This is a genomic window from Monashia sp. HAY1-2A, assembly GCF_056755315.1.
Map to the genome: position 1 here is coordinate 1 of NZ_JBNDHY010000075.1, position 22150 is coordinate 22150.

Below are 22150 nucleotides of genomic sequence, written 5' to 3' on the forward strand. Positions count from 1 at the left end.
TCCGTCGTCGGCAGCGTCAGATGTGTATAAGAGACAGGGGTCGGTCACATCGGCGCCTTCACGGTGTCCTTGGCGGCAGGCGCCGTGATGTCGACGGGCTCGCCGTACTTGCTCATCCGCATGTCGGCCTTGACGCCGGAGATGTCGAACGTGACGCGGCGCAGGTGGTCCTGGTCGTCGAGCCACACCGTGTAGAGGATGGTCTTGGGCAGCTGGCCCTTGGCGTCCGCGCCGAGCTGACCCTCGATCGCCGACGTGTCGAGCGTCAGCTGGTACTTGTCCATCGACTGACCGTCGAGGGAGTCCTCTCCGACGAACTTCACGTCCGTGAGGGCCTTGTCGAACTGGTCGTACATCTTCGTCGGGTCGGCCTGGGCCAGGGAGGACGTCAGCTGCCGGCCCATCGCCGACGAGCTGTCGAGGACCGCCCACTTGCCGGGCTTCTGTCCGGGGACGCCCTTCATGTAGATCTTCTTGTCCACGAGGATCATGTCGAGCTGCATCTGGCCGGCCATGTCCATCGACACCTTCATGGCCGGGTTGCCCGGGTCGACCTTGGTGTCGCCGGTCATCTCCATCTTCTGGCCGGCGGTACCCATCGTCATCGTCACGTGCGCCGTGGTGGCCGTCGCGGCGCCCTTCTTCAGCGCGTCGACGAACGCCGCCTTGTCCTTGTACGGGCCGCCCGCGTCGGCAGGCGCGCTGGTGCTCGTGGCGGCGGCCGAGGCCGGCGCGGTGCTGGCGGCCGGCGGGGCGTCGGCCTTGCCACAGGCCGTGACACCGAGGACCGCGGGCACGACGACGAGCGCGGCCGCGACCCGGCGCAGGTTCCATTTCATGTGATTGACCTCCTGGGCCATCGGCGCCGGGCCAGGCCACGGCGGTTCCCCTGTGTGCGTCGGCTCCCCTCCGACGAGTACCGGTCGAGGCTATCGCGATGCGTCGACGCCTCAGGTATCGGTGGTGTCACAATGGGCGGCGATGACGGAGTACGAGTACCGGGTCCTCACCTTCGACCGCCGCACGTCCAAGACCGACGCGCGGCAGCAGCTGCGCGAGCACGCCGAGTACGGCCGCTGGGAGCTGTTCCGCACCGTGGTCTACGAGGGCGGCGTCCGGCGGATGTGGCTGCGGCGGCGCATCATGCGCGTCCAGCGCACCGCCTGACCGTTCGGCCCCTCGCCCGGTGAGCGGGGTGGGTCCGGCCCGTCCGGCAGCGGGTCAGCAGGTGCGCAGGAAGTCGCCGAGGACGCGCGCCCCGAACCGCAGCGACTCGACGGGCACCCGCTCGTCGATGCCGTGGAACATCGGGGCGAAGTCGAGGTCGGCGGGCAGGCGCAGCGGCGCGAACCCGTACCCGGTGATGCCCAGGCGGCCGAGCGCCTTGTTGTCGGTGCCGCCGGAGAGGCAGTAGGGCAGCACGCTCGCCTCGGGGTCCTCGCGCAGCAGGGACTGCTTCATCGCCTCGACGAGGTGCCCGTCGAACGGCGCCTCGAGCGCGACGTCACGGTGCACGACCTCGACGTCGACGTGCTCGCCGGCGAGGCGGCGCACCGTCTCCATGAGGTCGTCCTCGTGGCCGGGCAGGAACCGGCAGTCGAGCGCGGCCGTCGCGGTCTGCGGGACGACGTTGTGCTTGTAGCCCGACTCGAGCATGGTGACGTTGGCGGTGTCGCGCAGCGTCCCGCGCACGAAGCCCTGGGCGCCGCCCATGGCGCCCAGCAGCTCCTCGAGGTCGTCGTCGGCATACCCGATGCCGGTGAGCGCGCTCAGCCCCTCGAGCAGGTCGCGCACCGAGGCGATGTACTCGCGCGGCCACTCGTGCGCGGCGATCCGGCCGATGGCCCCTGCGAGGTGCACGATCGCGTTGTCGGCGTTGGGAACCGAGCCGTGCCCGGCCCGTCCGTGCGCGCGCAGGCGCAGCCAGGCGATGCCCTTCTCCGCCGTCTGGAGCAGGTAGGCCCGACGCTCGCCCTGCGGCGTGGGCACCGTGACGCTGTACCCGCCGACCTCGCTGACCGCCTCGCTGACGCCCTCGAACCACTCCGGGTGGTGGTCGACCAGCCAGTGGCTGCCGTACGTGCCGCCGGCCTCCTCGTCGGCGAAGAAGACCACCGTCGTGGTGCGGGCGGGCTTGGTCCCCGTGCGTGCCAGCTGCCGGACGTTCGCGAGGATCATCGCGTCCATGTCCTTCATGTCGACCGCGCCCCGGCCCCAGATGCAGCCCTCGCGCTCCTCCGCCGCGAACGGGTCGACCTGCCAGTCGGCGGCGTCGGCCGGCACGACGTCGAGGTGACCGTGAACGGCCAGACCCGGACGCGTCGGGTCCTCGCCCTCGAGGCGCAGGACCACCGTCGCGCGTCCCGGCTCGCTCTCGAGCAGCTCCGCGTCGAGGCCGACCTCGGCGAGCTGGCCCAGCACGTACTCGGCCGCCTTGCGCTCCCCCGGCCCGCTGCCGTCGCCGTAGTTCGTCGAGTCGATGCGGATGAGATCGGCGCAGATGCGGGCCACCTCGTCCTCGGCGGCGATCGTGGCGGTGCGGTCGACGGGCTCGCTCATGCGGCCAGCCTAGGTGGTCGGCGGCGACCCCGACCGGACGGATGCCGGTGACGGCTGGGGTCGTTTGGTCTTTTGGTCGGGGCCCCTGTAACGTTCTCCTCGCCGCAAGGGGCTCCCTCGAGCCCCCTTGCTCATCACCTTGTCGGGGTGGCGGAATGGCAGACGCGCTAGCTTGAGGTGCTAGTGCCCTTAACGGGCGTGGGGGTTCAAGTCCCCCCCTCGACACCCACGGAACCCCCGGGCCCCAGCGCCCGGGGGTTCTCGCGTTCCCAGCGCCGGTCCCCGTCCCTGTCCCGGGCCCTGACGACATGACCCCATCACCCCATGACTCCATGACTCCATGACTCCATGACTCGATGACCGTCGACGGGGCCCGTCGACACCTCTGACACCGAGATGACCATCGAGATAATCTCGATCTCGTGACCGGCCGAGACCGCCCTGCCCGCACCGCCGCGGCCCTGGCCGACGACGTCCACGACGTCATCGGCCTGTTCCGTCGCCGGTCGCGCCGCCTGGTCGGCACTCCCCTGCCCGATCTCGGGCTCTCGGGCGCCCAGCTCGAGCTGGTCCGCGTCGTTCGGCGCAACCCCGGCATCGGCGTCGCGGAGGCGGCCTCGGCACTGGGGCTGGCTCCGAACACCGTGTCGACGCTCGTGGGCCAGCTGACCGGGCTCGACGTCATCGTGCGCGTGCGCGACGCCGCCGACCGACGCATCGCGCGCCTCGAGCTGACACCGTCAGCCGCTGCGGCGCTCGAGCACTGGCGCGACCGTCGGACCCAGGCCACCGTCGTCGCCCTCGACGCGCTCGACGCCGAGGAACGCGCCGCCGTCGCCCGGGCGCTGCCGCTCCTGGCGCGCGTCGCCGCATCGCTCCCCGAGCCGGGCACCCCGAACCCGCCGACCCCGCCCGGTTCCTCGGTCCCGTCGACGACGACCGCTGCGAACGCCACCACACCGGCGGGCGCCACCGTCGAGCAACCAGGACGGTGACCGCGTGACGGCGGCGCCCGCCCTCGACATCCGTGACCTCGGCTACAGCTTCGGCCGGCACCGGGCCGTCGATCACCTCAGCCTCACGGTGGAGCCCGGTGAGTGCTTCGGCCTGCTCGGACCCAACGGCGCCGGCAAGACGACGACGATCCGCCTGCTCAACACCCTGCTGCCCCTGCAGGAGGGGCAGGTCGAGGTGTTCGGCCACTCGGTGCGCGCCCGGGCGATGCAGGTGCGGCGCCTCATCGGCTACGTGCCCCAGCAACTGTCGATCGAGGGGGCCCTGAGCGGCCGCGAGAACGTCGAGTGGTTCGCCCGGCTCTTCGACGTGCCCCGCCGCGAGCGGGCCACCCGCGTCGACGAGGTCCTCGCCATGGTCGACCTGCTGCCCGACCAGCACCGGCTGGCCTCGACCTACTCCGGTGGCATGGTCCGGCGCCTCGAGCTGGCCCAGGCGCTCGTCAACCAGCCGGCGCTCCTCGTCCTCGACGAGCCGACGGTCGGCCTCGACCCCGTCGCGCGCGACAGCGTCTGGCAGCGGGTCGCCCAGATGCAGGACGACCACGGCATGACCGTCGTCCTCACCACGCACTACATGGAGGAGGCCGACGCGCTGTGCGACCGCGTGGCCCTCCTGCACCACGGTGCGCTGCGCGCCCTCGGCTCGCCCGGCGACCTCAAGGCCGCCGCCGGCGGCGGCGCGAGCCTCGAGGACGTCTTCCGCCAGCACACCGGCGACACCCTCGAGGACGAGCAGGACGGAGGGCTGCGCAGTGTCCGGGCAACGCGTCGAACCGCGCGCCGCCTCGGTTGAGCGCGCCCCGCGCACCGGACCGCGGCTGCTCGTCTCGCGCGTCGGCACGTTCTGCCTCGTCGAGCTGCAGAAGCTGCGGCACGACCGCAGCGAGCTCGCGACGCGCGCCATCCAGCCGGTCCTCTGGCTCGTCATCTTCGGCACGACGTTCAGCCGCATCCGGGCCATCCCGACCGGGGACGTGCCCTATCTCGACTTCCTGGCCCCCGGGGTCATCGCGCAGTCGGCCCTGTTCATCGCGATCTTCTACGGCATCCAGATCATCTGGGAGCGCGACGCGGGAGTCCTGACCAAGCTGCTCGTCACCCCGACGCCACGGGCCGCACTGGTCGCCGGCAAGGCCTTCGCGGCCGGTGTCCGCTCGGTGGCCCAGGCCGTCATCGTCGTCGTCGTGGCCGCGCTCATGGGCGTCGGGATGACGTGGAACCCGCTGCGCCTGCTCGGCGTCGTCGTGGTCGTCATGCTCGGGGCGGCGTTCTTCTCGTGCCTGTCCCTGTCGATCGCCGGCATCGCGCTGAGACGCGACCGCCTCATGGGCATCGGGCAGGCCATCACGATGCCGCTCTTCTTCGCCTCCAACGCCCTCTACCCGGTCGAGCTCATGCCCGGCTGGCTCCGCGTGCTCAGCCACGTCAACCCGCTGACGTACGAGGTGTCGGCCCTGCGTGGCCTGCTCCTCGGCACCCCCACGAGCTACTGGCTCGACCTCGGCGTGCTCGCCGGCAGCGCCGTGGCCGGCATCGCCTGCGCGGCTGCCCTCATCGGGCGGCTCGCCCGCTGACCCGACTGCCCGCGTGCCGCGGAGTGGGGGCACCGACCGTACGCTGTGCGCCGTGACCTTCCTGCGCGCGCTCTGGAGCCTGCTGCACGGGCGCCGCTTCCGTCGGCTGTTCGTCAGCCGGGTCACCTCCCAGGGCGCCGACGGCATCTTCCAGGTGGCCCTGGCCAGCCACGTGCTCTTCAACCCGGAGAAGGCGGCCGACGCCCGCAGCATCGCCCTGGCCTTCGCCACGGTGCTGCTGCCCTACAGCCTGCTCGGACCGTTCGTCGGGGTGCTGCTCGACCGGTGGGACCGCCGGCGCGTCCTCGTGGTCAGCCAGGGGCTGCGGGCGGCGGCGATGCTCGGCGTGGCCACGATCGTCACCGGGGCCGACAGCGGGCCGCTCTTCTTCGGCCTCGTCCTGCTCGTCTTCTCGGTCAACCGGTTCATCCTCGCCGGCCTGGGGTCGGCGATCCCGCACGTCGTCGAGCCGGACGACCTCGTCAGCGCCAACTCCGTCGCGCCGACGTGCGGGTCCCTGGCCTACCTCCTCGGTGGTGGCGTCGGCACCGGCATCCGGGCGCTCGGCGGCTCCGACCTCGTCGTCGTCGTCCTCGGCGCGGCGGGCGCGCTCGTGGCGATGTGGGCCGCCTCCCGCCTGACGGACATCGGGCCCGACGACGTCGCCGAGGCACCCTCGTTGGGGCACGTGGCGCGGTCCGTCGTGGCCGGTGTCGTCGAGGCGGTCCGCACCGGCCCCCGTCGGGCGCGGGTCCTGCTCGGGCTCGTCTTCCTCACGCGGCTGCCGTTCGGGTTCCTCCTCCTGCAGACGCTGCTGCTCTTCCGCGGGCCGTTCGAGCACGGCCACGGGGCGCTCGGCTTCACGGTGGCCGCGGCGGCCTCGGCCGTCGGCTTCGCGTCCGCGGCGTTCGTGACGCCGTGGCTCGAGCCGCGGCTCACCGCGCTGCCGTTCGTGGCCCGGGTCCTTGTCGTCGGCGCCCTCGTCTGCGCGCTGCTCGGGCCGTTCCTGCAGCCGTGGAGCATCGTGGCCGTCGCCTTCGCGGTCGCGCTGACCTCCCAGGCCGTCAAGATCACCGTCGACTCCCTCATGCAGGCGCACGTGCCCGACCACCTGCTCGGCCGGGCCTTCTCGGCCTACGACGTCGTCTACAACGCGGGCATGGTCGCCGCCGCCGCGCTCGGTGCGCTCCTGCTGCCGGAGTCCGGCCTCGCCTGGTGGCCGCTCATCGCCTTCGGCGGCCTCTACGCGGCCGCGGCGACGACCGTCGGACGCGCCTGGTCGGGAGCGGCGCGGCTCGACGAGGAGCGGCCACTAGGCTGACGCCGTGCTCCCCCGGCTCACCGCGACCCGCTACGTCACGCCGCTCAAGGAAGGCGGGTCGCTCCCGGGGATCGTCGAGGCCGACGACGACGGAACGTACGTTCTGAAGTTCCGCGGCGCCGGACAGGGCCTCAAGGTGCTCGTGGCCGAGGTCGTCGTCGCCGGGCTCGCGCGCCTCGTCGACGTGCCGGTGCCGGACCTCGCCGTCATCGACCTCGACCCGCGCATCGCCCGCTACGAGGCCGACGAGGAGGTCCAGGACCTGCTGACCGCCTCGGTCGGCACCAACCTCGGGGTGGACTTCCTGCCCGGCTCGCTCGGCTACGACGGCTCGCTGCCGCCCGACCGCGACCTCGCCGAACGCATCCTGTGGCTCGATGCGCTCACCGCCAACGTGGACCGCACCTGGTCCAACCCCAACCTGCTCGTCTGGCACGGGCGCACGTGGGCCATCGACCACGGCGCCTCGCTCTACTTCCACCACTCGTGGCCGAGCCGGGCGCCGGACCCCGACCGCTTCGCCGCCCAGCCGTTCGACGCGTCGCGACACGTCCTGCGCGACGTGGCCGGGGACGTCGGCGCCCGTCACGACGAGCTCGCGGCGCGCGTCACGCCCGGTGCCGTGTCCACGCTGCTCGCCGACGTGCCCGACGAGTGGCTCGAGGACACCCCGTTCCTCACCGGTCCTGCGCAGGTGCGCGAGGCGTACGCCCGGATGCTGGCCGCTCGGCTCGACAGCCCGGCCGCGTGGCTGCCGACGGAGGTCGCCGCGTGAACGCCTACCAGTACGTCCTGCTGCGACTGGTCCCCCGCGTCGACCGCGAGGAGTTCATCAACGTCGGCGTCGTCCTCTACAGCCAGGAGGCCGACTTCCTCGACGCCGCCTGGGAGCTCGACGTGGCCCGGGCCGCGGCGCTGTGCCCGACGTGCGACCTCGACGGCGTGCGCGCCATGCTCGACCAGGTGCGGGCCGTGTGCCGGGGCGAGACCGGGCGCGGCAGACCGGTGCTCGACAAGCTCGGACAGCGGTTCGGCTGGATCATCGCGCCGCGCTCCACCGTCGTGCAGCCGGGACCGGTGCACGGGGGGCTCTGCGAGGACCCCGCCGTCGAGCTCGACCGGCTGATGGCGCGCCTCGTCCGCGGCTGAGGCGGAAGGCGTGGGTCAGCGGGGCCGCACGGCCCACATCGCGACGGCGCTCGCCGCCGCGACGTTGAGCGAGTCGACGCCGCCGGCCATCGGGATGCGGACCGTGAGGTCCGCGGCAGCGACCGTGCGCGGCCGGAGCCCGTCACCCTCGGTGCCGAGGACCACCGCGAGGCGCGGGGGCGGGTCCGCCTCGAGCTCGTCGAGGCCGACCGAGTCGTCGGTCAGGGCCATGGCGGCCACGGTGAACCCGGCGTCGTGGAGCACGTCGACACCCTGCGGCCACGGGTCGATGCGGGTCCAGGGCACCTGGAAGACGGTGCCCATGGAGACGCGGATCGACCTGCGGTACAAGGGGTCGGCACACCGGGGCGTGACGAGCACGGCGTCGACGCCGAGCGCGGCGGCGCTACGGAAGACGGCCCCGACGTTCGTGTGGTCGACGATGTCCTCGAGCACGACGACCCGGCGTGCGTCGCGCAGCAGGTCGGGCACCTCCGGCAGGACCGGACGCTGCATCGCGGCCAGGGCTCCGCGGTGCAGGTGGAACCCGGTGAGCTGCTCGATGACGTCGTGCTCGCCGACGAACACCGGCACACCGGCGGCCTCGGCGTCGGTCACGACGTCGGCGAGGTCGTCGAGCCAGCGCCGCGCCATGAGGTACGACCGCGGCGCGTGCCCCGCCCCCAGCGCCCGTCTGATGACCTTCTCGCTCTCGGCGATGTAGAGGCCGCGCTCGGGCTCGGTACGCCGACGCAGCGCCACGTCGGTGAGCCCGACGTAGTCCTCGAGCCTCGGGTCGGCGGGGTCGGTGATCTCGATCGGCACGTCGGCTGCTCCCCTCACGAGAACCACACGAGCCGGACCACGGCCACGACGCCGATGACGACGATGAGGGCGCGCAGGGCGTTCGGCGGGATGCGTCGGCCGATGCGCGCGCCGATGATGCCGCCGACGAACGAGCCGCCCCCGACGAGCAGGACGACCAGCCAGTCGACGTGGTCGCGGGCGAAGAGCACGAACACGCACGCCGCGACGAAGTTGACGATGAGCGACAGGACGTTCTTGTAGCCGTTGAGGCGCTGGAGCGACTCGCTGCTGAGCAGGCTGAACAGACCCATGAGCAGGACGCCCTGGGCCGCGCCGAAGTACCCGCCGTACGTGCCGGCGACGAAGACGCCGACCGCCACGGCCGGGGTGTGCCATCGGGGCTCGCGCAGCCGTGACGCGTCCACGGCCGCTCCGTCGGCGGGTCCGGGCTCGCCCGCCCCGCCCGGGTGCCGTGTGGGCACCGCGCTGACGTCGGCCAGGGCCCGGCGCCGCTGCACCACCGGGCCGGCGACCACGAGGGCGACCGCGACGAGGATGAGCACCGGCACGATGGCCTTGAACGCCTGGGGCGGCAGCACGAGGAGCAGCCCTGCGCCGACGACCGAGCCGAGGAACGACAGCGGCATGAGGCGGCGCAGGGTCGGCCCGGCCCCGGTCAGCTCGTGCCGGTACCCCCACGACCCGGTGACCCCGCCGGCGACGAGCCCGATGTTGTTCGACACGTTGGCGACGAGCGGGTTGACGCCGAAGAAGAGGAGCGTCGGGAAGGTCAGCAGCGTGCCGGACCCGACGATCGTGTTGATGATGCCGGCGCCGGTCCCGGCGAGCGCGACGGCGGCCGAGGACCAGAACGACACCCGGCCACCCTACAGATGGTGGCCGGGTGTCGATCGAGCCGGTCCACGGTCGCCGGCCGGACGCGTCACTGCCGGGTCGGCGGCTCCTGGCCGGTAACCGGCGCCTCCCCGACCTCGCCCGGTGTCTGTGTCTGGGGTTCAGCTGCGGGCGCGACGGCCGGCGTCTGACCAGGCATCGGCTGCGAGGGCGCCACCGGCGGCGGGGGCACCTCCCCGGTCGGCTGCACGGGCGGCTGCTGGCGGCCGATCGGCGCCGCGTGCTCGGTCGACTCGGCACTGGCCGCGGCGGCCTGGCCCCGGGCCTCGGCCAGCGCCTTGGCCGAGTCCTCGAGGATCGTCTCGGCGAAGGCGTCCTCCTCGGCGTCGGTCGTCTGCACCCAGGCCTCGTCGTCCTCGGTGGTGCGCGGGTCGGTGCCCCCGAGGGCGTTGCCGATGCCCTTGAGGGCGTCGGTGAGCTCCGAGGGGACGATCCACATCTTGTTCGAGTCACCGCGGGCGATCTGGGGCAGCACCTGGAGGTACTGGTACGCGAGCAGCTTCTGGGTGGGCTTGCCGCGGTGGATCGCCGAGAAGACCTGCTGGATGGCGCGGGCCTGGCCCTGGGCCTCGAGGATGCGGGCCTGGGCCGAGCCCTCCGCGCGGAGGATCTGGCTCTGCTTCTCACCCTCGGCCGTGAGGATCGCGGACTGCTTGACGCCCTCGGCCGTGAGGATCGCGGCGCGGCGGTCGCGCTCGGCGCGCATCTGCTTCTCCATGGAGTCCTGGACCGAGTGCGGCGGGTCGATGGCCTTGAGCTCGACGCGGTTGACGCGGATGCCCCACTTCCCGGTGGCCTCGTCGAGGACACCGCGTAGCTGGCCGTTGATCTGGTCGCGGCTCGTCAGCGTCTGCTCGAGGTCGAGCGAGCCGATCACGTTGCGCAGGGTCGTGACCGTCAGCTGCTCGATGCCCTGGATGAAGTTGGCGATCTCGTAGACGGCCGCCTTGGCGTCGATGACCGAGTAGTAGATGACGGTGTCGATGCTGACGACGAGGTTGTCCGAGGTGATGACCGGCTGCGGGGGGAACGAGACGACCTGCTCGCGCAGGTCGATGTTGGCGCGCACCTTGTCGACGAACGGCACGAGGAAGTGGATGCCGGCGGTGAGCGTCTTGTTGTAGCTGCCGACGCGCTCGACGATCTGCGCGGTCTGCTGGGGCACGATCCGGACCGTCCGCAGCACGACGACGGCTGCGACGATCACGATGAGGATCGGGATGATGAGTACCGGGTCCACGACCTTCTCCTTGTCTGGCCGCGCGCCCCCGAGGACGCGTGGTCGCTGGCCCGGACCGGTCGGCCCGGGCGTCGAAACGGTCAGCCGCCGACGATGTGCGCGCGGCTGACGATGGCGGTGGCGCCGTCGATCGAGTCGACGACGACCTCTTCACCCGGCTCGATGCTGTCCCCGAGCGTGCGGGCCGACCACTCCTCGCCCGCGAGCTTGACGCGACCGCCGGCCCTCGTCACGCGGTCGAGCGCGACGGCCGACCGGCCGACGTTCGCGGCCGCACCCATGAGGAGGGCCGGGGCGTGGGAGGTGAGGCGCCTCTTGAGCCAGGGACGCACGACGGCGAGCAGCGCCACGGCCACGAGGGCCGCGACGACGGCCTGGACGGCCGGAGGGGCACCGAAGGCCGCGGCGAGGGACCCGCCGACCGCGCCACCGGCGAGCATGAGGAAGGTGAAGTCCACCGTGGCCGTCTCGACCGCCACGAGGACCAGCGCCACCCCCAGCCAGACCACCCACGCGTAGCCCTCGAACACCGCGCCCACCCCGTCTCGTCAGAGTCGGTGCCCGGCGAAGGGCACCGACGCCCCGTGCGTCACTCCTGTGACGTCTCCGATTCTGCCCCAGTTCCCTGAGATCAGGACCGGGCGCGGGCCGACCAGCGCTCGCCGTGCTGCTCGAGCACGAGCGGGATCCCGAAGGTCTCGGACAGGTTCTCCTCGGTGAGGGTCAGCGGAATCGGCCCGGCCGCGACGACGCGTCCCTCCCGGAGCAGGAGGACGTCGGTGAACGAGGGTGGGATCTCCTCGACGTGGTGGGTCACGAGGACCAGCGCCGGGGCCTCGGTGTCGGAGGCGAGGTCGCCGAGCCGACGCACGAGGTCCTCGCGGCCACCGAGGTCGAGGCCGGCGGCCGGCTCGTCGAGCAGCATGAGCTCCGGGTCGGTCATGAGGGCGCGGGCGATCTGGACGCGCTTGCGCTCACCCTCGCTCAGGGTGCCGTACCGGCGGTCGGCGAGGTGGTCGGCGCCGAGCGCCTTGAGCAGCTCCATGGCACGCACGTAGTCGACGTGCTCGTACGACTCGCGCCAGCGTCCGATGATGCCGTACGAGGCGGTGACGACGACGTTGCCCACGATCTCGTCGCCCGGGATGCGCTCGGCCATCGCGGCGCTCGCCAGGCCGATGCGGGGGCGCAGCTCGAAGACGTCGACGGCACCGAGCACCTCGCCCAGAACCCCGGCGACGCCGGTCGTCGGGTGCATCCGCGCCGCCGCCACCTGGAGCAACGTCGTCTTGCCGGCGCCGTTGGGGCCGAGGACGACCCAGCGCTCGCCCTCCTCGACCTCCCACGAGACGTCGTCGAGGAGCGTCGTGGGTCCGCGTCGGACACTGACACCGGCGAGGGCGAGGACGTCGCTCATGGCCCCGACCCTATGGCACGCACCGCCGGTCGACCCCGCGGCTCACCCTACGATGGCGGGGTGTCCGAGCTGCCCGCGTCCGTGCGCCTCGCGCTCTGGGTCACGGCCTCGTGGCGCGGCGACGTCACGACGACCGAGGCGCTGCGGCGTTCCTTCCCCGACCTCGACCACGTCGCCGGTGACCTCGGCCGGCTCGACGTGTGGCGTGACCTCGGCGAGCGGGCCCTCTTCGTCGCCCTGCCCCGTCCCGGCGACGTCAGCCGCATGCCGCAGGGGTCGGCGGCGGCTGCCGCCGCCGCCGCGGACTCGGGTGAGTGCGTGTTCGTCGCCGGCATCGGCGGCGTCCTCGTCCCGACGCTGTCGGAGTTCGGCCCCGACGGCGACGTCGGCTACCGCGCGGACTGGACCGCGTACGAGGCCGACCCCATCCCGCGGCACCGCCTCGAGATGCTCGACCTGCGCGAGATCGAGCGCGGCCTCGTCCAGTCGCTACGCACGCACACCGACCGGTTCGAGGCCGCCGGCGGCCAGCCCTGGGGCACCCGGGCCCGCGCGGACGCCGAGACCGACCTCGACGCGTCGCTGTGGGGCGTGCCCGAGGGGACGTCCGGACGGGCACTGCGCATCATGTCGCTCGCCGCCAACGTCGCCCGCCTGGCCCACCGCACCGCCGGGCTGACGAGCCTCGGCAGCGCCGGCGTCGACGTCGCCACGACGGCCACCCGCGCCATGCTCCTGCGCGACCTCGGCGCGGACGCCGACGCAGCGCTCGCCGACGCGACCAACGTCGCCGTCATGTCCATCGCCGGGTGGCGTCCGGCCTGAGGGCTCAGGCCGCAAGGTGTTCGAGGAGCGCTCTGGCGTAGGCGCGCTCGGCGTCGATGTCGACGTGCCGCTCCTCCTCTCCTGACGGACTCCTCAGGACGACGGCGAAGCCGCCGTCGAGCCGCTCGAGCGCCACGAACGCGTCACCGAGCCGGTCGCGCAGCTGCTCCTCGCGCGGCAGCCACACCACCTTGTCCCGCTCGACGCTGTCGAGGGCCCACTCGGTCGTACCGTTGAACCCGATGACGTCGCCGGTCGTGAAGTGGTGCACGTCGACGGTGAGGTCGCTGATGACGAAGACCTCCTCCTCCATGCCGGCGACCGGGACGACGAACCGGTCGCCCGAGCGGGGCTCCCAGGCCAGGCCGGCGTCCGAGAGCCGGCGCGCGAGGTCGAGGTTCAGCATGCCCCATCCTCACATCCCCCGGCGGACCCGCCAAGGTCCCTAGATTGGTGCCATGACGACACCGCCGCAGCTGACACCCCTCGACGAGTCCGCCTTCGAGCGGGTGCTGTGCGTCGTGGCACACCCCGACGACCTCGAGTACGGCACGGCCGCCCTGGTCGACAAGTGGGTCAAGGCCGGCAAGACCGTGACCTACCTGCTCGCGACCCGCGGTGAGGCCGGCATCGACACGACCCACCCGGACGAGGCCGGTCCCCTCCGGGAGCGGGAGGAGCGCGAGGGCGCCGCACGGGTTGGCGTCGAGGTGGTCGAGTTCCTCGACTTCACCGACGGCGCCGTCGAGTACGGGCTGCCGCTGCGTCGGGCCATCGCGCGCGAGATCCGCATCCGCCGACCCGACCTCGTCGTCGGGCAGACCTACGCCGACCGCTTCCCCGGCGGCTTCGTCAACCAGGCCGACCATCGGGCGGTCGGGCTCGCGACCATCGACGCCAAGGCCGACGCCGGCAACCGGTGGATCTTCCCCGACCTCGTCGACGAGGGGCACGAGCCGTGGCAGGTCAAGCAGCTTCTCGTCACTGGCGACCCCGAGCCCACCCACTTCGTCGACGCATCCGACCACTTCGAGGCGGCGGTGGCCTCACTCGAGGCGCACGAGGCCTACCTGGCCGCCCTCGGCCCGGAGTACCCGAAGCCGCGCGACCTGCTCGAGATGATCCTGGGCGCTCCCGCCGAGGCGACCGGCGCCAGGTACAGCGTGGCCGGGCGTCTCATCGGGTGACGGTCGCTTCGAGAAGAGGTCGCAGCGCCCCGGCCTGGGCGGCCTGCCAGGCGCGCAGGCCGGGCACCGCCGCCACCGGCTCACGCAGCGAGCTCTGACGCAGAGTCCCGGCCAGGGCGACCATGAGTCGCGTTGCCTCGTATGGGAGCCCGGCCAGGATTCCGCGAGCGGTACTGAGCGCCAGCGCGCCTCCGCCGACATGCCCTGACGCGACGACGTCGACGGCGAGCCCGGCTGCGTCGAGCCACGCGGCGCCGGCGGCGGCACGCCCCCAGTCGACGAGCCACACGCCGTCCTCGTGCTCGACGACGTTGTCGCAGCGCACGGCGAGGTGGACGAGGTGCGGCCCCGCCGTCCACGTGCGCCAGCCGTCGCTCATCGCGACCAGGGTCTGCAGGCGGCCGCGCTCCCAGTCGTCGAGCACCTCTGGCCGGGACGCGAGCTGCTGCCACCCGTCGAGGGCGGGCAGCCGCTCGACGGCCGGCGCGAGACCGCGGACGTCCGTGCGTCCCGAGGTCCGGGTGATGGCGTCGGTGACGGCCGCGACGTGCTGGGTGCGCCACGGCGGCCCGACGGCAGACCCGGACGCGGCGCTCGTCACGATGGCGAACCAGTCGTCGTGCCTCGCCGAGGTGAGCAGGGGGGCGTGCGGGACGTCCTCCGGCAGTCGCCGGAGCACGTCGGCCTCTTGAGCGTACCGGCTGAAGGCCCTCGGATCCTGCTGTGCGGCAACCGCTTTCACGAACACCTGGCGCTCGTCGTCGAGACTCAGACGAGCGGCGACACGCGATGACGTCCCGCCCTGCACCGCCTCCTGCCCCACCACGCGCGCGCCGAGCGACCGTTCGACCGCGCGCACGAGCGCGCGTGGTGCATCGGCCCAGTCGGACCGCCTGGTCGAACCGGACGGCATCAGCTGTCGAGGACCGCCCGGTAGACGTCGAGGGTGCGGTCGCCGATGGAGGCCCACGAGAACGACTCCACGGCGCGGGCCCGGCCCGCCAGCCCACGCGCCCGGGCCCGGTCGACGTCGGAGACGGCGTCGGACAGCGCGGCGGCGAGGTCGGCGACGAAGCGGTCGGGATCGACCGGGGTGCCGGTGCCGTCCTGCACCTGCTCGATCGGCACGAGCCACCCCGTCTCGCCGTCGACGACGACCTCGGGGATGCCTCCCGTGGCGGTGGCCACGACGGCCAGCTCGCACGCCATGGCCTCGAGGTTCACGATGCCGAGCGGCTCGTAGACCGACGGGCAGACGAACACCGTGCCGTGGCTGAGCAGCGCGACGACCTCGGAACGCGGCAGCATCTCGGCGATCCACACGACGCCCTCGCGGCTCGCCCGCAGGTCGTTCATGAGGCCCTCGACCTCGGCCAGGATCTCCGGCGTGTCGGGAGCACCGGCGCACAGCACGAGCTGCACGTCGGGCGGCAGCTGGGCACACGCCCGGAGCAGGTACGGCAGGCCCTTCTGGCGGGTGATGCGACCGACGAAGACGACCGACGGGCGGTCGGGGTCGACGCCGTGCCGCACGACCGTCGCGCGTGCCGCCTCCGAGCGGTCCGGCGCCCACAGCTGCGAGTCGATGCCGTTGTGCACCACGTGCACCCGCTCCGGGTCGAGCGACGGGTAGCTCTTGAGGATGTCCTCGCGCATGCCGGCGCTCACGGCGACCACCCCGGCCGCGGCCTCGTAGGCGGTCCGCTCGGCCCACGACGAGACGCGGTAGCCGCCGCCGAGCTGTTCGGCCTTCCACGGGCGCATGGGTTCCAGCGAGTGGGCGGTGACGACGTGCGGCATCCCGCCGAGGAGGGAGGCGAGGTGGCCGCCCAGGTTGGCGTACCACGTGTGCGAGTGGACCAGGTCCGCGCCGACGCAGTCACCGGCCATGCCGAGGTCGACGCCGAGAGTCTGCAGCGCGGCGTTCGCGCCGACGAGCCCGGGCACGTCGGCGTAGGCCGTCGTGCCCTCTTCGTCCCGCGGCGCCCCGAAGCACCGCACCTGCACGTCGAGGTCACCTCGCTCGCGCAGGGCACGGACGAGCTCGGCGACGTGAACGCCGGCTCCACCGTAGATCGCGGGCGGGTACTCCTTGCTGAGGATGTCGACGCGCACGTTGGCAGACTAGTCCCGCCTCTCGGGACGGCAAGGGTTTGTTCGTGGCGCAACCTGTCGGGTCGTGCACGCCTGCCCTACTGTGGCGACATGGCCCGACGAAGCCCCGCCGCAGGACCGAAAGTGCTCGCGATCGTTCTCGCGGGAGGTGAGGGCAAACGCTTGATGCCGTTGACTGCCGACCGGGCCAAACCAGCCGTGCCCTTCGCGGGCATCTACCGCCTCATCGACCTCGCGCTGTCGAACGTCGTCAACTCCGGCTACCTGCAGGTCGTCGTCCTCACGCAGTACAAGTCGCACAGCCTCGACGCGCACGTGACCAAGACCTGGCGCATGTCGACGCTGCTCGGCAACTACGTCACGACCGTGCCGGCCCAGCAGCGCGTCGACAAGAACTGGTACCTCGGCAGCGCCGACGCGATCTACCAGAGCCTCAACCTCATGCACGACGAGCGTCCCGACATCGTGGTCGTCGTGGGCGCCGACCACGTGTACCGCATGGACTTCGGAGCGATGGTCGAGCAGCACATCGACTCCGGAGCGGCGTGCACCGTCGCCGCGATCCGCCAGCCCATCTCGCTCGCGAACCAGTTCGGCGTCATCGAGGTCGACGACGCCGACCCGACGAAGATCGCCGCGTTCCTCGAGAAGCCGAGCGACCCGAAAGGCCTGCCCGACAACGAGAACGAGGTGCTGGCCTCCATGGGCAACTACGTCTTCACCGCGGACGCCCTCGAGGACGCCGTGACCCGCGACCACGACAACGACGCGAGCAACCACGACATGGGCGGCGACATCGTGCCGTACTTCGTGGGCCGTGGCGAGGCCGGCGTCTACGACTTCAAGGACAACGACGTGCCGGGCTCCACCGACCGCGACCGGGGCTACTGGCGCGACGTCGGCACCATCGAGTCGTACTACGACGCGCACATGGACCTCGTGTCGATCCACCCCGTCTTCAACCTCTACAACTACGAGTGGCCGATCTACACGCAGCACGCGCCGTACCCGCCGGCCAAGTTCGTGCACGGCAGCGGGGACCGGATCGGCGAGGCCCTCAACTCGGCCGTCTCCCCCGGCGTCGTCGTGTCCGGTGCCCACGTGTACGCGTCCGTGCTCTCCCCCCTCGTGCACGTGCACTCGTACGCGAGCATCCAGGGGTCGGTGATCCTCGACGGTGTCGAGGTCGGGCGGCACGCGCAGATCCGGCGGGCGATCATCGACAAGAACGTCCGCGTGCCCGACGGCTGCCAGATCGGGATCGACCACGACCACGACCGGGCTCGCGGCTTCCACGTCACCGAGACCGGCATCGTCGTGGTCGGCAAGGACCAGGTCGTCACCGCGTGACCCGCGCGGCCGCGACGACACCCGACGAGCTCGCCACGCCGCGGAGCGCCGCCGACCCGCGGCCGGCGCGGGTCGGCGTCCAGGTCCCGCCGCAGCACGCGACGTGGGCCCAGATCCGGCGCACCGCCGCGACGCTCGAGGAGATGGGCGTGGACGTCCTCCTCAGCTGGGACCACTTCTTCCCACTCAGCGGTGACCGCGGCGGGCTGCACTTCGAGTGCTGGACGATCCTCGGCGCCTGGGCGGAGTCCACCGAACGCGTCGAGATCGGCGCCCTCGTCACGTGCAACAGCTACCGCAACCCCAACCTCCTCGCGGACATGGCCCGCACCGTCGACCACATCAGCGGCGGCCGGCTCGTGCTCGGGATCGGCTCGGGCTGGGCGCAGCTCGACTACGACGAGTACGGCTACGAGTTCGGCACCGCGGGCGGACGCCTCGACGACCTCGCTCGCGACCTGCCGGTCATCCGCGACCGGTGGACCCGCCTCAACCCACCGCCGACGCGCGACATCCCGGTCCTCGTCGGCGGTGGCGGCGAGCGGAAGACGCTGCGCATCGTCGCCGAGCACGCGGACATCTGGCACGGCTTCGGTGGCCCCGAGCAGATCGCCCACAAGCACCGTGTGCTCGACGCCTGGTGCGAGCGGCGCGGCCGGGACCCGCTGGAGATCGAGCGCTCCGCCGGCGTGGCCTTCGTGCCGGGCCGCAACCCCGACCAGCGCGGGGACTACGCGAACAACGCCCAGCAGCTGCACGACGTCGGCACCCGCCTGTTCACGGCGAGCGTCGCGGCGGCCGAGCCCGACCTGGCCCGGGTCCGCGACCTGCTCCAGTGGCGGGACGAGGTCAATGCGTCGCGGTGAGCCGTGAGGTCCGTGAGCCGGCTCGCCGGCGGTCGCATGCCGGATGGGGCGGCCGTGGTCCGGGGCGGCTCGTTAGCCTGACGACGTGAGTGACGCCAGCACCCGACCGGTCGACGCCAGTCCCACGCCCGAGGGCCTGCCCGACGCTCCGCAGACCCTCGGTGGGGCCGCGGCGCGAGCGGAGGGCACCGAGCCGGGGGTGACCGAGCCCGGCGCCACGCTCAGCGTCACGGTGACCGGGAAGGACCGCCCCGGCGTCACCGGGGGACTCCTCAGCGCGCTGTCCGGGGTCGGTGCAGAGCTGCTCGACATCCAGCAGGTCGCCGTCCACGGCCACCTGACCCTCGCCGTCCTGCTGCGCGCCGGCGACCACGCCGAGCAGCTCCGCGACGCCGCCGCCGTCGCCGCGCACCGGCTCGGGCTGACGCTGTCGGTCCTCGAGGGCACCGGTGACAACGCGCGGTCGCGTCAGGGCAGGGCGGCGGTCGTGGTCCTCGGCGCCCCGCTGCGCGCCGACGCGGTCTCGCTCGTGACGAGCCACATCGCGCAGCACGGGGCCAACATCGACCGCATCCGCCGGTTGTCGCGCTACCCCGTGACGACCGTCGAGTTCGACATCTCCGGTGCCGACGTCGCCTCGCTGCGCACCGAGCTCGCGCTCGTCGCCGCCGGCGCGGGCATCGACGTCGCCGTGGCGCCGGGTGGGCTCGCCCGACGCGGCCGCAGGCTCGTCGTCCTCGACGTGGACTCGACGCTGATCCAGCAGGAGGTCATCGAGCTGCTCGCCGCGCACTGCGGCCGCGAGGCCGAGGTGGCCGAGGTGACGGCCCGGGCGATGGCCGGTGAGCTCGACTTCGAGGAGTCGCTGCGGGCCCGTGTCGCCACCCTCGCCGGCCTGCCCGAGTCGGTGCTCGCGGAGGTGCGCGACTCCGTCGTGCTGACGCCGGGGGCGCGCACGCTCGTGCGCACGCTCAAGCGTCTGGGCTTCACCGTGGGGCTCGTCAGCGGCGGGTTCATCGAGATCGTGGGCGAGCTCGCGCAGGAGCTCGGCATCGACCACGCCCGCGCCAACCGCCTCGAGGTCGCGGACGGCGTCCTGACCGGACGCGTCGTCGGCGAGGTCGTCGACCGCGCGGGCAAGGCGCGTGCGCTGCGCGAGTTCGCCGCGGACGAGGGCCTGCCGCTGAGCCGCACCGTAGCGATCGGCGACGGGGCCAACGACCTCGACATGCTTGACATCGCCGGGCTCGGGGTCGCCTTCAACGCCAAACCCCTTGTGCGCGAACAGGCCCAGACGTCGGTCAACGTGCCCTACCTCGACTCGGTGCTCTACCTGCTCGGAATCTCGCGCGAGGAGATCGAGGACGCGGACCTGTCGGACGGCACGCCGACGCAGGCTCCACCCGTGTCGCACGCCGGTCACTAGGCTGGGCCGATGCACAGCACCCCGTCCCTCGGCCCGGCCTCGCCCACCGTGGGGGGCGTGCGCCGGACGCTGCTCGTCATCGGCGGCGCGGAGGACCGGCTCGGACGCTCGGTCGTGCTCAAGCGGTTCGTGCGCCTGGCCGGCGGACGCTCCTCCCGCATCGTCGTCATCCCCACCGCGTCGGCCTACGCGGACGAGGTGTCGGAGTCCTACCGCGACGCGTTCACCCGGCTGCGAGGCGGTGACGTCGTCGTCGTCCACCCGCGGACGCGTCGCGACGCCGCGTCCCCGGACCTGGTCGCGGAGCTCGACGCCGCCACCGGGGTCTTCCTCACCGGCGGCAGCCAGGTCAAGCTCGCCCAGAACGTCGTCGGCACCCCGGTCGGTGACGCGATCGTCCGCGCCTACGAACGCGGGGCCGTGGTCGCCGGGACGTCGGCGGGCGCCTCGATCCTCAGCCGGTTCATGATCTCGCTCGGCGACGAGGGCCTGACCCCGCGGCAGCGGGCGAGCCAGATCTCGGCCGGCCTCGGCCTGGTGGAGGACGCCATCATCGACCAGCACTTCGACCAGCGGGGCCGCTACGGCCGGCTCATGTCGATGGTCGCCGCCTCGCCGAACCTGCTCGGCCTGGGGATCGACGAGAACACCGCCGCCGAGATCCGCGACGGCCGGTGGCTCACCGTCCTCGGAGCGGGCGCCATCTTCCTCGTCAACGCCCGCGACGCCGTCACCGACGCCCCCGACGCCCGGCGCGGGGCCCCGCTGCTCGTGTCGGGCGCGGTGGTGCACTCGCTGCCCGCCGGCAGTACGTTCGACCTCGAGCACGTCGAGCTGACCTCGTTCGTCGAGCGGCACCCCGACATCGAGGGCGCCGTCGTGCCGGCCAAGGACCGCACGGCCCGGGTCGGTCCGGGCAGCAGCACCGTCCACTGAGATCCCCCATCCCCCAGGAGCACTGCGATGGCCGTCGAGGTACCGACCCCCACCGGACTCGCGCGTCCGGACCTGACGATCCTCGAGACGAGGATCTACCGCGGTCCGAACGTCTGGTCCTACCAGCAGGCGGTCCACCTCGTCGTCGAGCTCGGCAGCCTCGAGGAGTACCCGACGGTGTCGTTGCCCGGTTTCACCGACCAGCTGCTGGCCGCCGTCCCCGGCCTCGAGAACCACACGTGCTCCCGGGGCCGCAAGGGCGGTTTCGTCGAGAGACTCCGTGAAGGGACCTGGCTCGGGCACGTCACCGAGCACGTCGCCCTGCAGCTGCAGACGCTCGCCGGGCACGACTCCCGTCGGGGCAAGACGCGCGGCGTCAAGGGTCACCCCGGCCGCTACGACGTCATCTACGCCTACACCGACGAGACCGTCGGTGTCGCCGCCGGACGCCTCGCGGTGCGGCTCATCAACCACCTCGTGCAGCCCGAGGAGGGCTTCGACTTCGACACCGCGTTCCACGACTTCCTGCGCCAGGCCGAGCGCGTCGCCTTCGGCCCGTCGACGTCGGCGATCCTCGAGGAGGCGGCGTCGCGCGACATCCCCTTCATCCGGCTCAACACCGGCTCGCTCGTGCAGCTCGGCCAGGGCGTCCACGCCCAGCGGATCCGGGCGACCATGACGAGCCGCACGGGTGCGCTCGCCGTCGACATCGCCGGCGACAAGGACCTCACCACGAAGCTCCTCGGCTCGGCGGGCCTGCCGGTGCCCAAGCAGGCGTCGGTCCGCACGCTGCGCGGCGCCGTCGAGGCGGCCCGACGCATCGGCTTCCCCGTCGTCGTCAAGCCGCTCGACGGCAACCACGGCCGTGGCGTGTGCCTCGACCTGCGCAGCGACGAGGACGTCGAGAAGGCGTTCGACATCGCCAGGGAGCAGTCGCGGCGCGGCACGGTCATCGTCGAGTCGTTCGTCACCGGCCGCGACTACCGGTGCCTCATCGTCGGTGGCCGGATGCAGGCCATCGCCGAGCGGGTGCCGGCGCACGTCGTCGGTGACGGCACCCACACCGTCGGCGAGCTCGTCGAGGCCACCAACGCCGACCCGCGCCGCGGCGTCGGCCACGAGAAGGTCCTGACGAAGATCCGCGTCGACGGCCCGGCACTGGATGTCCTTGCGGCACAGGGGTACTCCCTCGAGTCGGTGCCGCCCGAGGGTGAGATGGTCAAGCTCGCCCTGACCGGCAACATGTCCACCGGGGGCATCTCCATCGACCGCACCTTCGACGCCCACCCCGACAACGTCGAGATCGCCGAGGAGGCCGCGCGCATCGTCGGCCTCGACGTCGCGGGCATCGACTTCATCTGCCCCGACATCACCTATCCCGTCCGTGAGACGGGAGGTGCCATCTGCGAGGTCAACGCCGCGCCCGGCTTCCGGATGCACACGCACC

General features: G+C 72.6%; 24 protein-coding genes and 1 tRNA gene. 15 read left to right on the top strand and 10 right to left on the bottom strand.

Features of this window, described 5'->3' with window-relative positions; genetic code table 11:
• Positions 1–44 precede the first annotated feature (44 nt).
• Entirely contained in the window at positions 45–839 is a 795-nt protein-coding gene (locus ACPYOM_RS12515) for an SCO4651 family lipoprotein (protein ID WP_481346210.1), read from the bottom strand.
• A 142-nt stretch (positions 840–981) separates the two neighbouring features.
• On the opposite strand from ACPYOM_RS12515, the gene ACPYOM_RS12520 reads away from it, so the two are divergent.
• Positions 982–1167 (top strand): DUF5703 family protein, encoded by a 186-nt coding sequence (locus tag ACPYOM_RS12520; RefSeq protein WP_481341742.1) that lies wholly within the window; start codon positions 982–984, stop codon positions 1165–1167.
• Between the two features lie 54 nt (positions 1168–1221).
• On the opposite strand, the gene ACPYOM_RS12525 is transcribed toward ACPYOM_RS12520, so the two are convergent.
• Complete coding sequence (locus ACPYOM_RS12525; RefSeq protein ID WP_481341743.1) at positions 1222–2559, bottom strand: M20/M25/M40 family metallo-hydrolase; 1338 nt, start codon at positions 2557–2559, stop codon at positions 1222–1224.
• 141 nt (positions 2560–2700) lie between these two features.
• Here ACPYOM_RS12525 and ACPYOM_RS12530 point away from each other — a divergent pair.
• The 7 genes from ACPYOM_RS12530 (at position 2701) to ACPYOM_RS12560 (ending at position 7619) form a co-directional block, all read left to right on the top strand.
• Positions 2701–2784, top strand: a tRNA-Leu gene (locus ACPYOM_RS12530).
• A 197-nt stretch (positions 2785–2981) separates the two neighbouring features.
• Entirely contained in the window at positions 2982–3554 is a 573-nt protein-coding gene (locus ACPYOM_RS12535) for a MarR family winged helix-turn-helix transcriptional regulator (RefSeq protein WP_481346211.1), read from the top strand.
• A 4-nt stretch (positions 3555–3558) separates the two neighbouring features.
• Positions 3559–4368, top strand: a complete 810-nt coding sequence (locus ACPYOM_RS12540; RefSeq protein ID WP_481346212.1) for an ABC transporter ATP-binding protein — start codon at positions 3559–3561, stop codon at positions 4366–4368.
• The gene (locus ACPYOM_RS12545; RefSeq protein WP_481346213.1) at positions 4328–5149 is read left to right on the top strand and encodes an ABC transporter permease; all 822 of its coding nucleotides are present in this window, start codon (positions 4328–4330) and stop codon (positions 5147–5149) included. The genes ACPYOM_RS12540 and ACPYOM_RS12545 overlap by 41 nt, the downstream gene beginning before the upstream one ends.
• A gap of 52 nt (positions 5150–5201) precedes the next feature.
• A complete protein-coding gene (locus ACPYOM_RS12550; RefSeq protein ID WP_481346214.1) occupies positions 5202–6470 on the top strand; it encodes an MFS transporter in 1269 nt (422 codons plus the stop codon).
• Positions 6471–6474: 4 nt separating this feature from the next.
• Positions 6475–7245 carry a HipA family kinase gene (locus ACPYOM_RS12555; RefSeq protein WP_481346215.1) on the top strand — a complete coding sequence of 257 codons (771 nt, stop codon included), beginning with the start codon at positions 6475–6477 and terminating at the stop codon, positions 7243–7245.
• On the top strand, positions 7242–7619 hold the full coding sequence (locus ACPYOM_RS12560) for a DUF3037 domain-containing protein (protein WP_481343550.1): 378 nt from the start codon (positions 7242–7244) through the stop codon (positions 7617–7619). The genes ACPYOM_RS12555 and ACPYOM_RS12560 overlap by 4 nt, the downstream gene beginning before the upstream one ends.
• Positions 7620–7634: 15 nt before the next feature.
• Here the strand turns inward: ACPYOM_RS12560 and ACPYOM_RS12565 are convergent, their stop codons facing one another.
• From ACPYOM_RS12565 to ACPYOM_RS12585, 5 genes are all read right to left on the bottom strand, one after another.
• Positions 7635–8444 (bottom strand): TrmH family RNA methyltransferase, encoded by an 810-nt coding sequence (locus ACPYOM_RS12565; protein ID WP_481346216.1) that lies wholly within the window; start codon positions 8442–8444, stop codon positions 7635–7637.
• A gap of 14 nt (positions 8445–8458) precedes the next feature.
• A complete protein-coding gene (locus tag ACPYOM_RS12570; RefSeq protein ID WP_481343552.1) occupies positions 8459–9304 on the bottom strand; it encodes a sulfite exporter TauE/SafE family protein in 846 nt (281 codons plus the stop codon).
• 65 nt (positions 9305–9369) lie between these two features.
• Positions 9370–10581 (bottom strand): SPFH domain-containing protein, encoded by a 1212-nt coding sequence (locus tag ACPYOM_RS12575; RefSeq protein WP_481346217.1) that lies wholly within the window; start codon positions 10579–10581, stop codon positions 9370–9372.
• A gap of 80 nt (positions 10582–10661) precedes the next feature.
• Complete coding sequence (locus ACPYOM_RS12580; protein WP_481343554.1) at positions 10662–11120, bottom strand: NfeD family protein; 459 nt, start codon at positions 11118–11120, stop codon at positions 10662–10664.
• A gap of 92 nt (positions 11121–11212) precedes the next feature.
• Positions 11213–11998, bottom strand: coding sequence for an ABC transporter ATP-binding protein (locus ACPYOM_RS12585; protein WP_481343555.1), 786 nt, complete (start codon positions 11996–11998; stop codon positions 11213–11215).
• A 60-nt stretch (positions 11999–12058) separates the two neighbouring features.
• Here ACPYOM_RS12585 and ACPYOM_RS12590 point away from each other — a divergent pair, with 60 nt between their 5' ends.
• Entirely contained in the window at positions 12059–12823 is a 765-nt protein-coding gene (locus ACPYOM_RS12590) for a hypothetical protein (protein WP_481346218.1), read from the top strand.
• A 4-nt stretch (positions 12824–12827) separates the two neighbouring features.
• Here the strand turns inward: ACPYOM_RS12590 and ACPYOM_RS12595 are convergent, their stop codons facing one another.
• A complete protein-coding gene (locus tag ACPYOM_RS12595) occupies positions 12828–13229 on the bottom strand; it encodes a pilus assembly protein CpaE (RefSeq protein ID WP_481346219.1) in 402 nt (133 codons plus the stop codon).
• A gap of 52 nt (positions 13230–13281) precedes the next feature.
• Between ACPYOM_RS12595 and ACPYOM_RS12600 the strand changes: the two genes are divergently transcribed.
• Entirely contained in the window at positions 13282–14010 is a 729-nt protein-coding gene (locus ACPYOM_RS12600; protein WP_481346220.1) for a PIG-L deacetylase family protein, read from the top strand.
• Here the strand turns inward: ACPYOM_RS12600 and ACPYOM_RS12605 are convergent.
• On the bottom strand, positions 14000–14689 hold the full coding sequence (locus ACPYOM_RS12605) for a hypothetical protein (protein WP_481346221.1): 690 nt from the start codon (positions 14687–14689) through the stop codon (positions 14000–14002). The two genes, ACPYOM_RS12600 and ACPYOM_RS12605, sit on opposite strands and share 11 nt — an antisense overlap.
• Positions 14690–14922: 233 nt before the next feature.
• Positions 14923–16125 (bottom strand): glycogen synthase, encoded by a 1203-nt coding sequence (glgA, locus tag ACPYOM_RS12610; RefSeq protein ID WP_481346222.1) that lies wholly within the window; start codon positions 16123–16125, stop codon positions 14923–14925.
• Positions 16126–16215: 90 nt separating this feature from the next.
• Between glgA and glgC the strand changes: the two genes are divergently transcribed.
• The 5 genes from glgC to ACPYOM_RS12635 all read left to right on the top strand — a co-directional run.
• Positions 16216–17475, top strand: coding sequence for a glucose-1-phosphate adenylyltransferase (gene glgC / locus ACPYOM_RS12615; RefSeq protein WP_481340705.1), 1260 nt, complete (start codon positions 16216–16218; stop codon positions 17473–17475).
• A complete protein-coding gene (locus tag ACPYOM_RS12620; protein WP_481346223.1) occupies positions 17472–18341 on the top strand; it encodes an LLM class F420-dependent oxidoreductase in 870 nt (289 codons plus the stop codon). The genes glgC and ACPYOM_RS12620 overlap by 4 nt, the downstream gene beginning before the upstream one ends.
• Before the next feature lie 85 nt (positions 18342–18426).
• Entirely contained in the window at positions 18427–19767 is a 1341-nt protein-coding gene (gene serB, locus ACPYOM_RS12625; protein ID WP_481340707.1) for a phosphoserine phosphatase SerB, read from the top strand.
• Between the two features lie 9 nt (positions 19768–19776).
• Positions 19777–20703, top strand: coding sequence for a cyanophycinase (locus ACPYOM_RS12630; protein ID WP_481346224.1), 927 nt, complete (start codon positions 19777–19779; stop codon positions 20701–20703).
• A gap of 27 nt (positions 20704–20730) precedes the next feature.
• Positions 20731–22150: cyanophycin synthetase family protein (locus ACPYOM_RS12635; protein ID WP_481346225.1), on the top strand; the 1420-nt coding region annotated here is incomplete at its 3' end.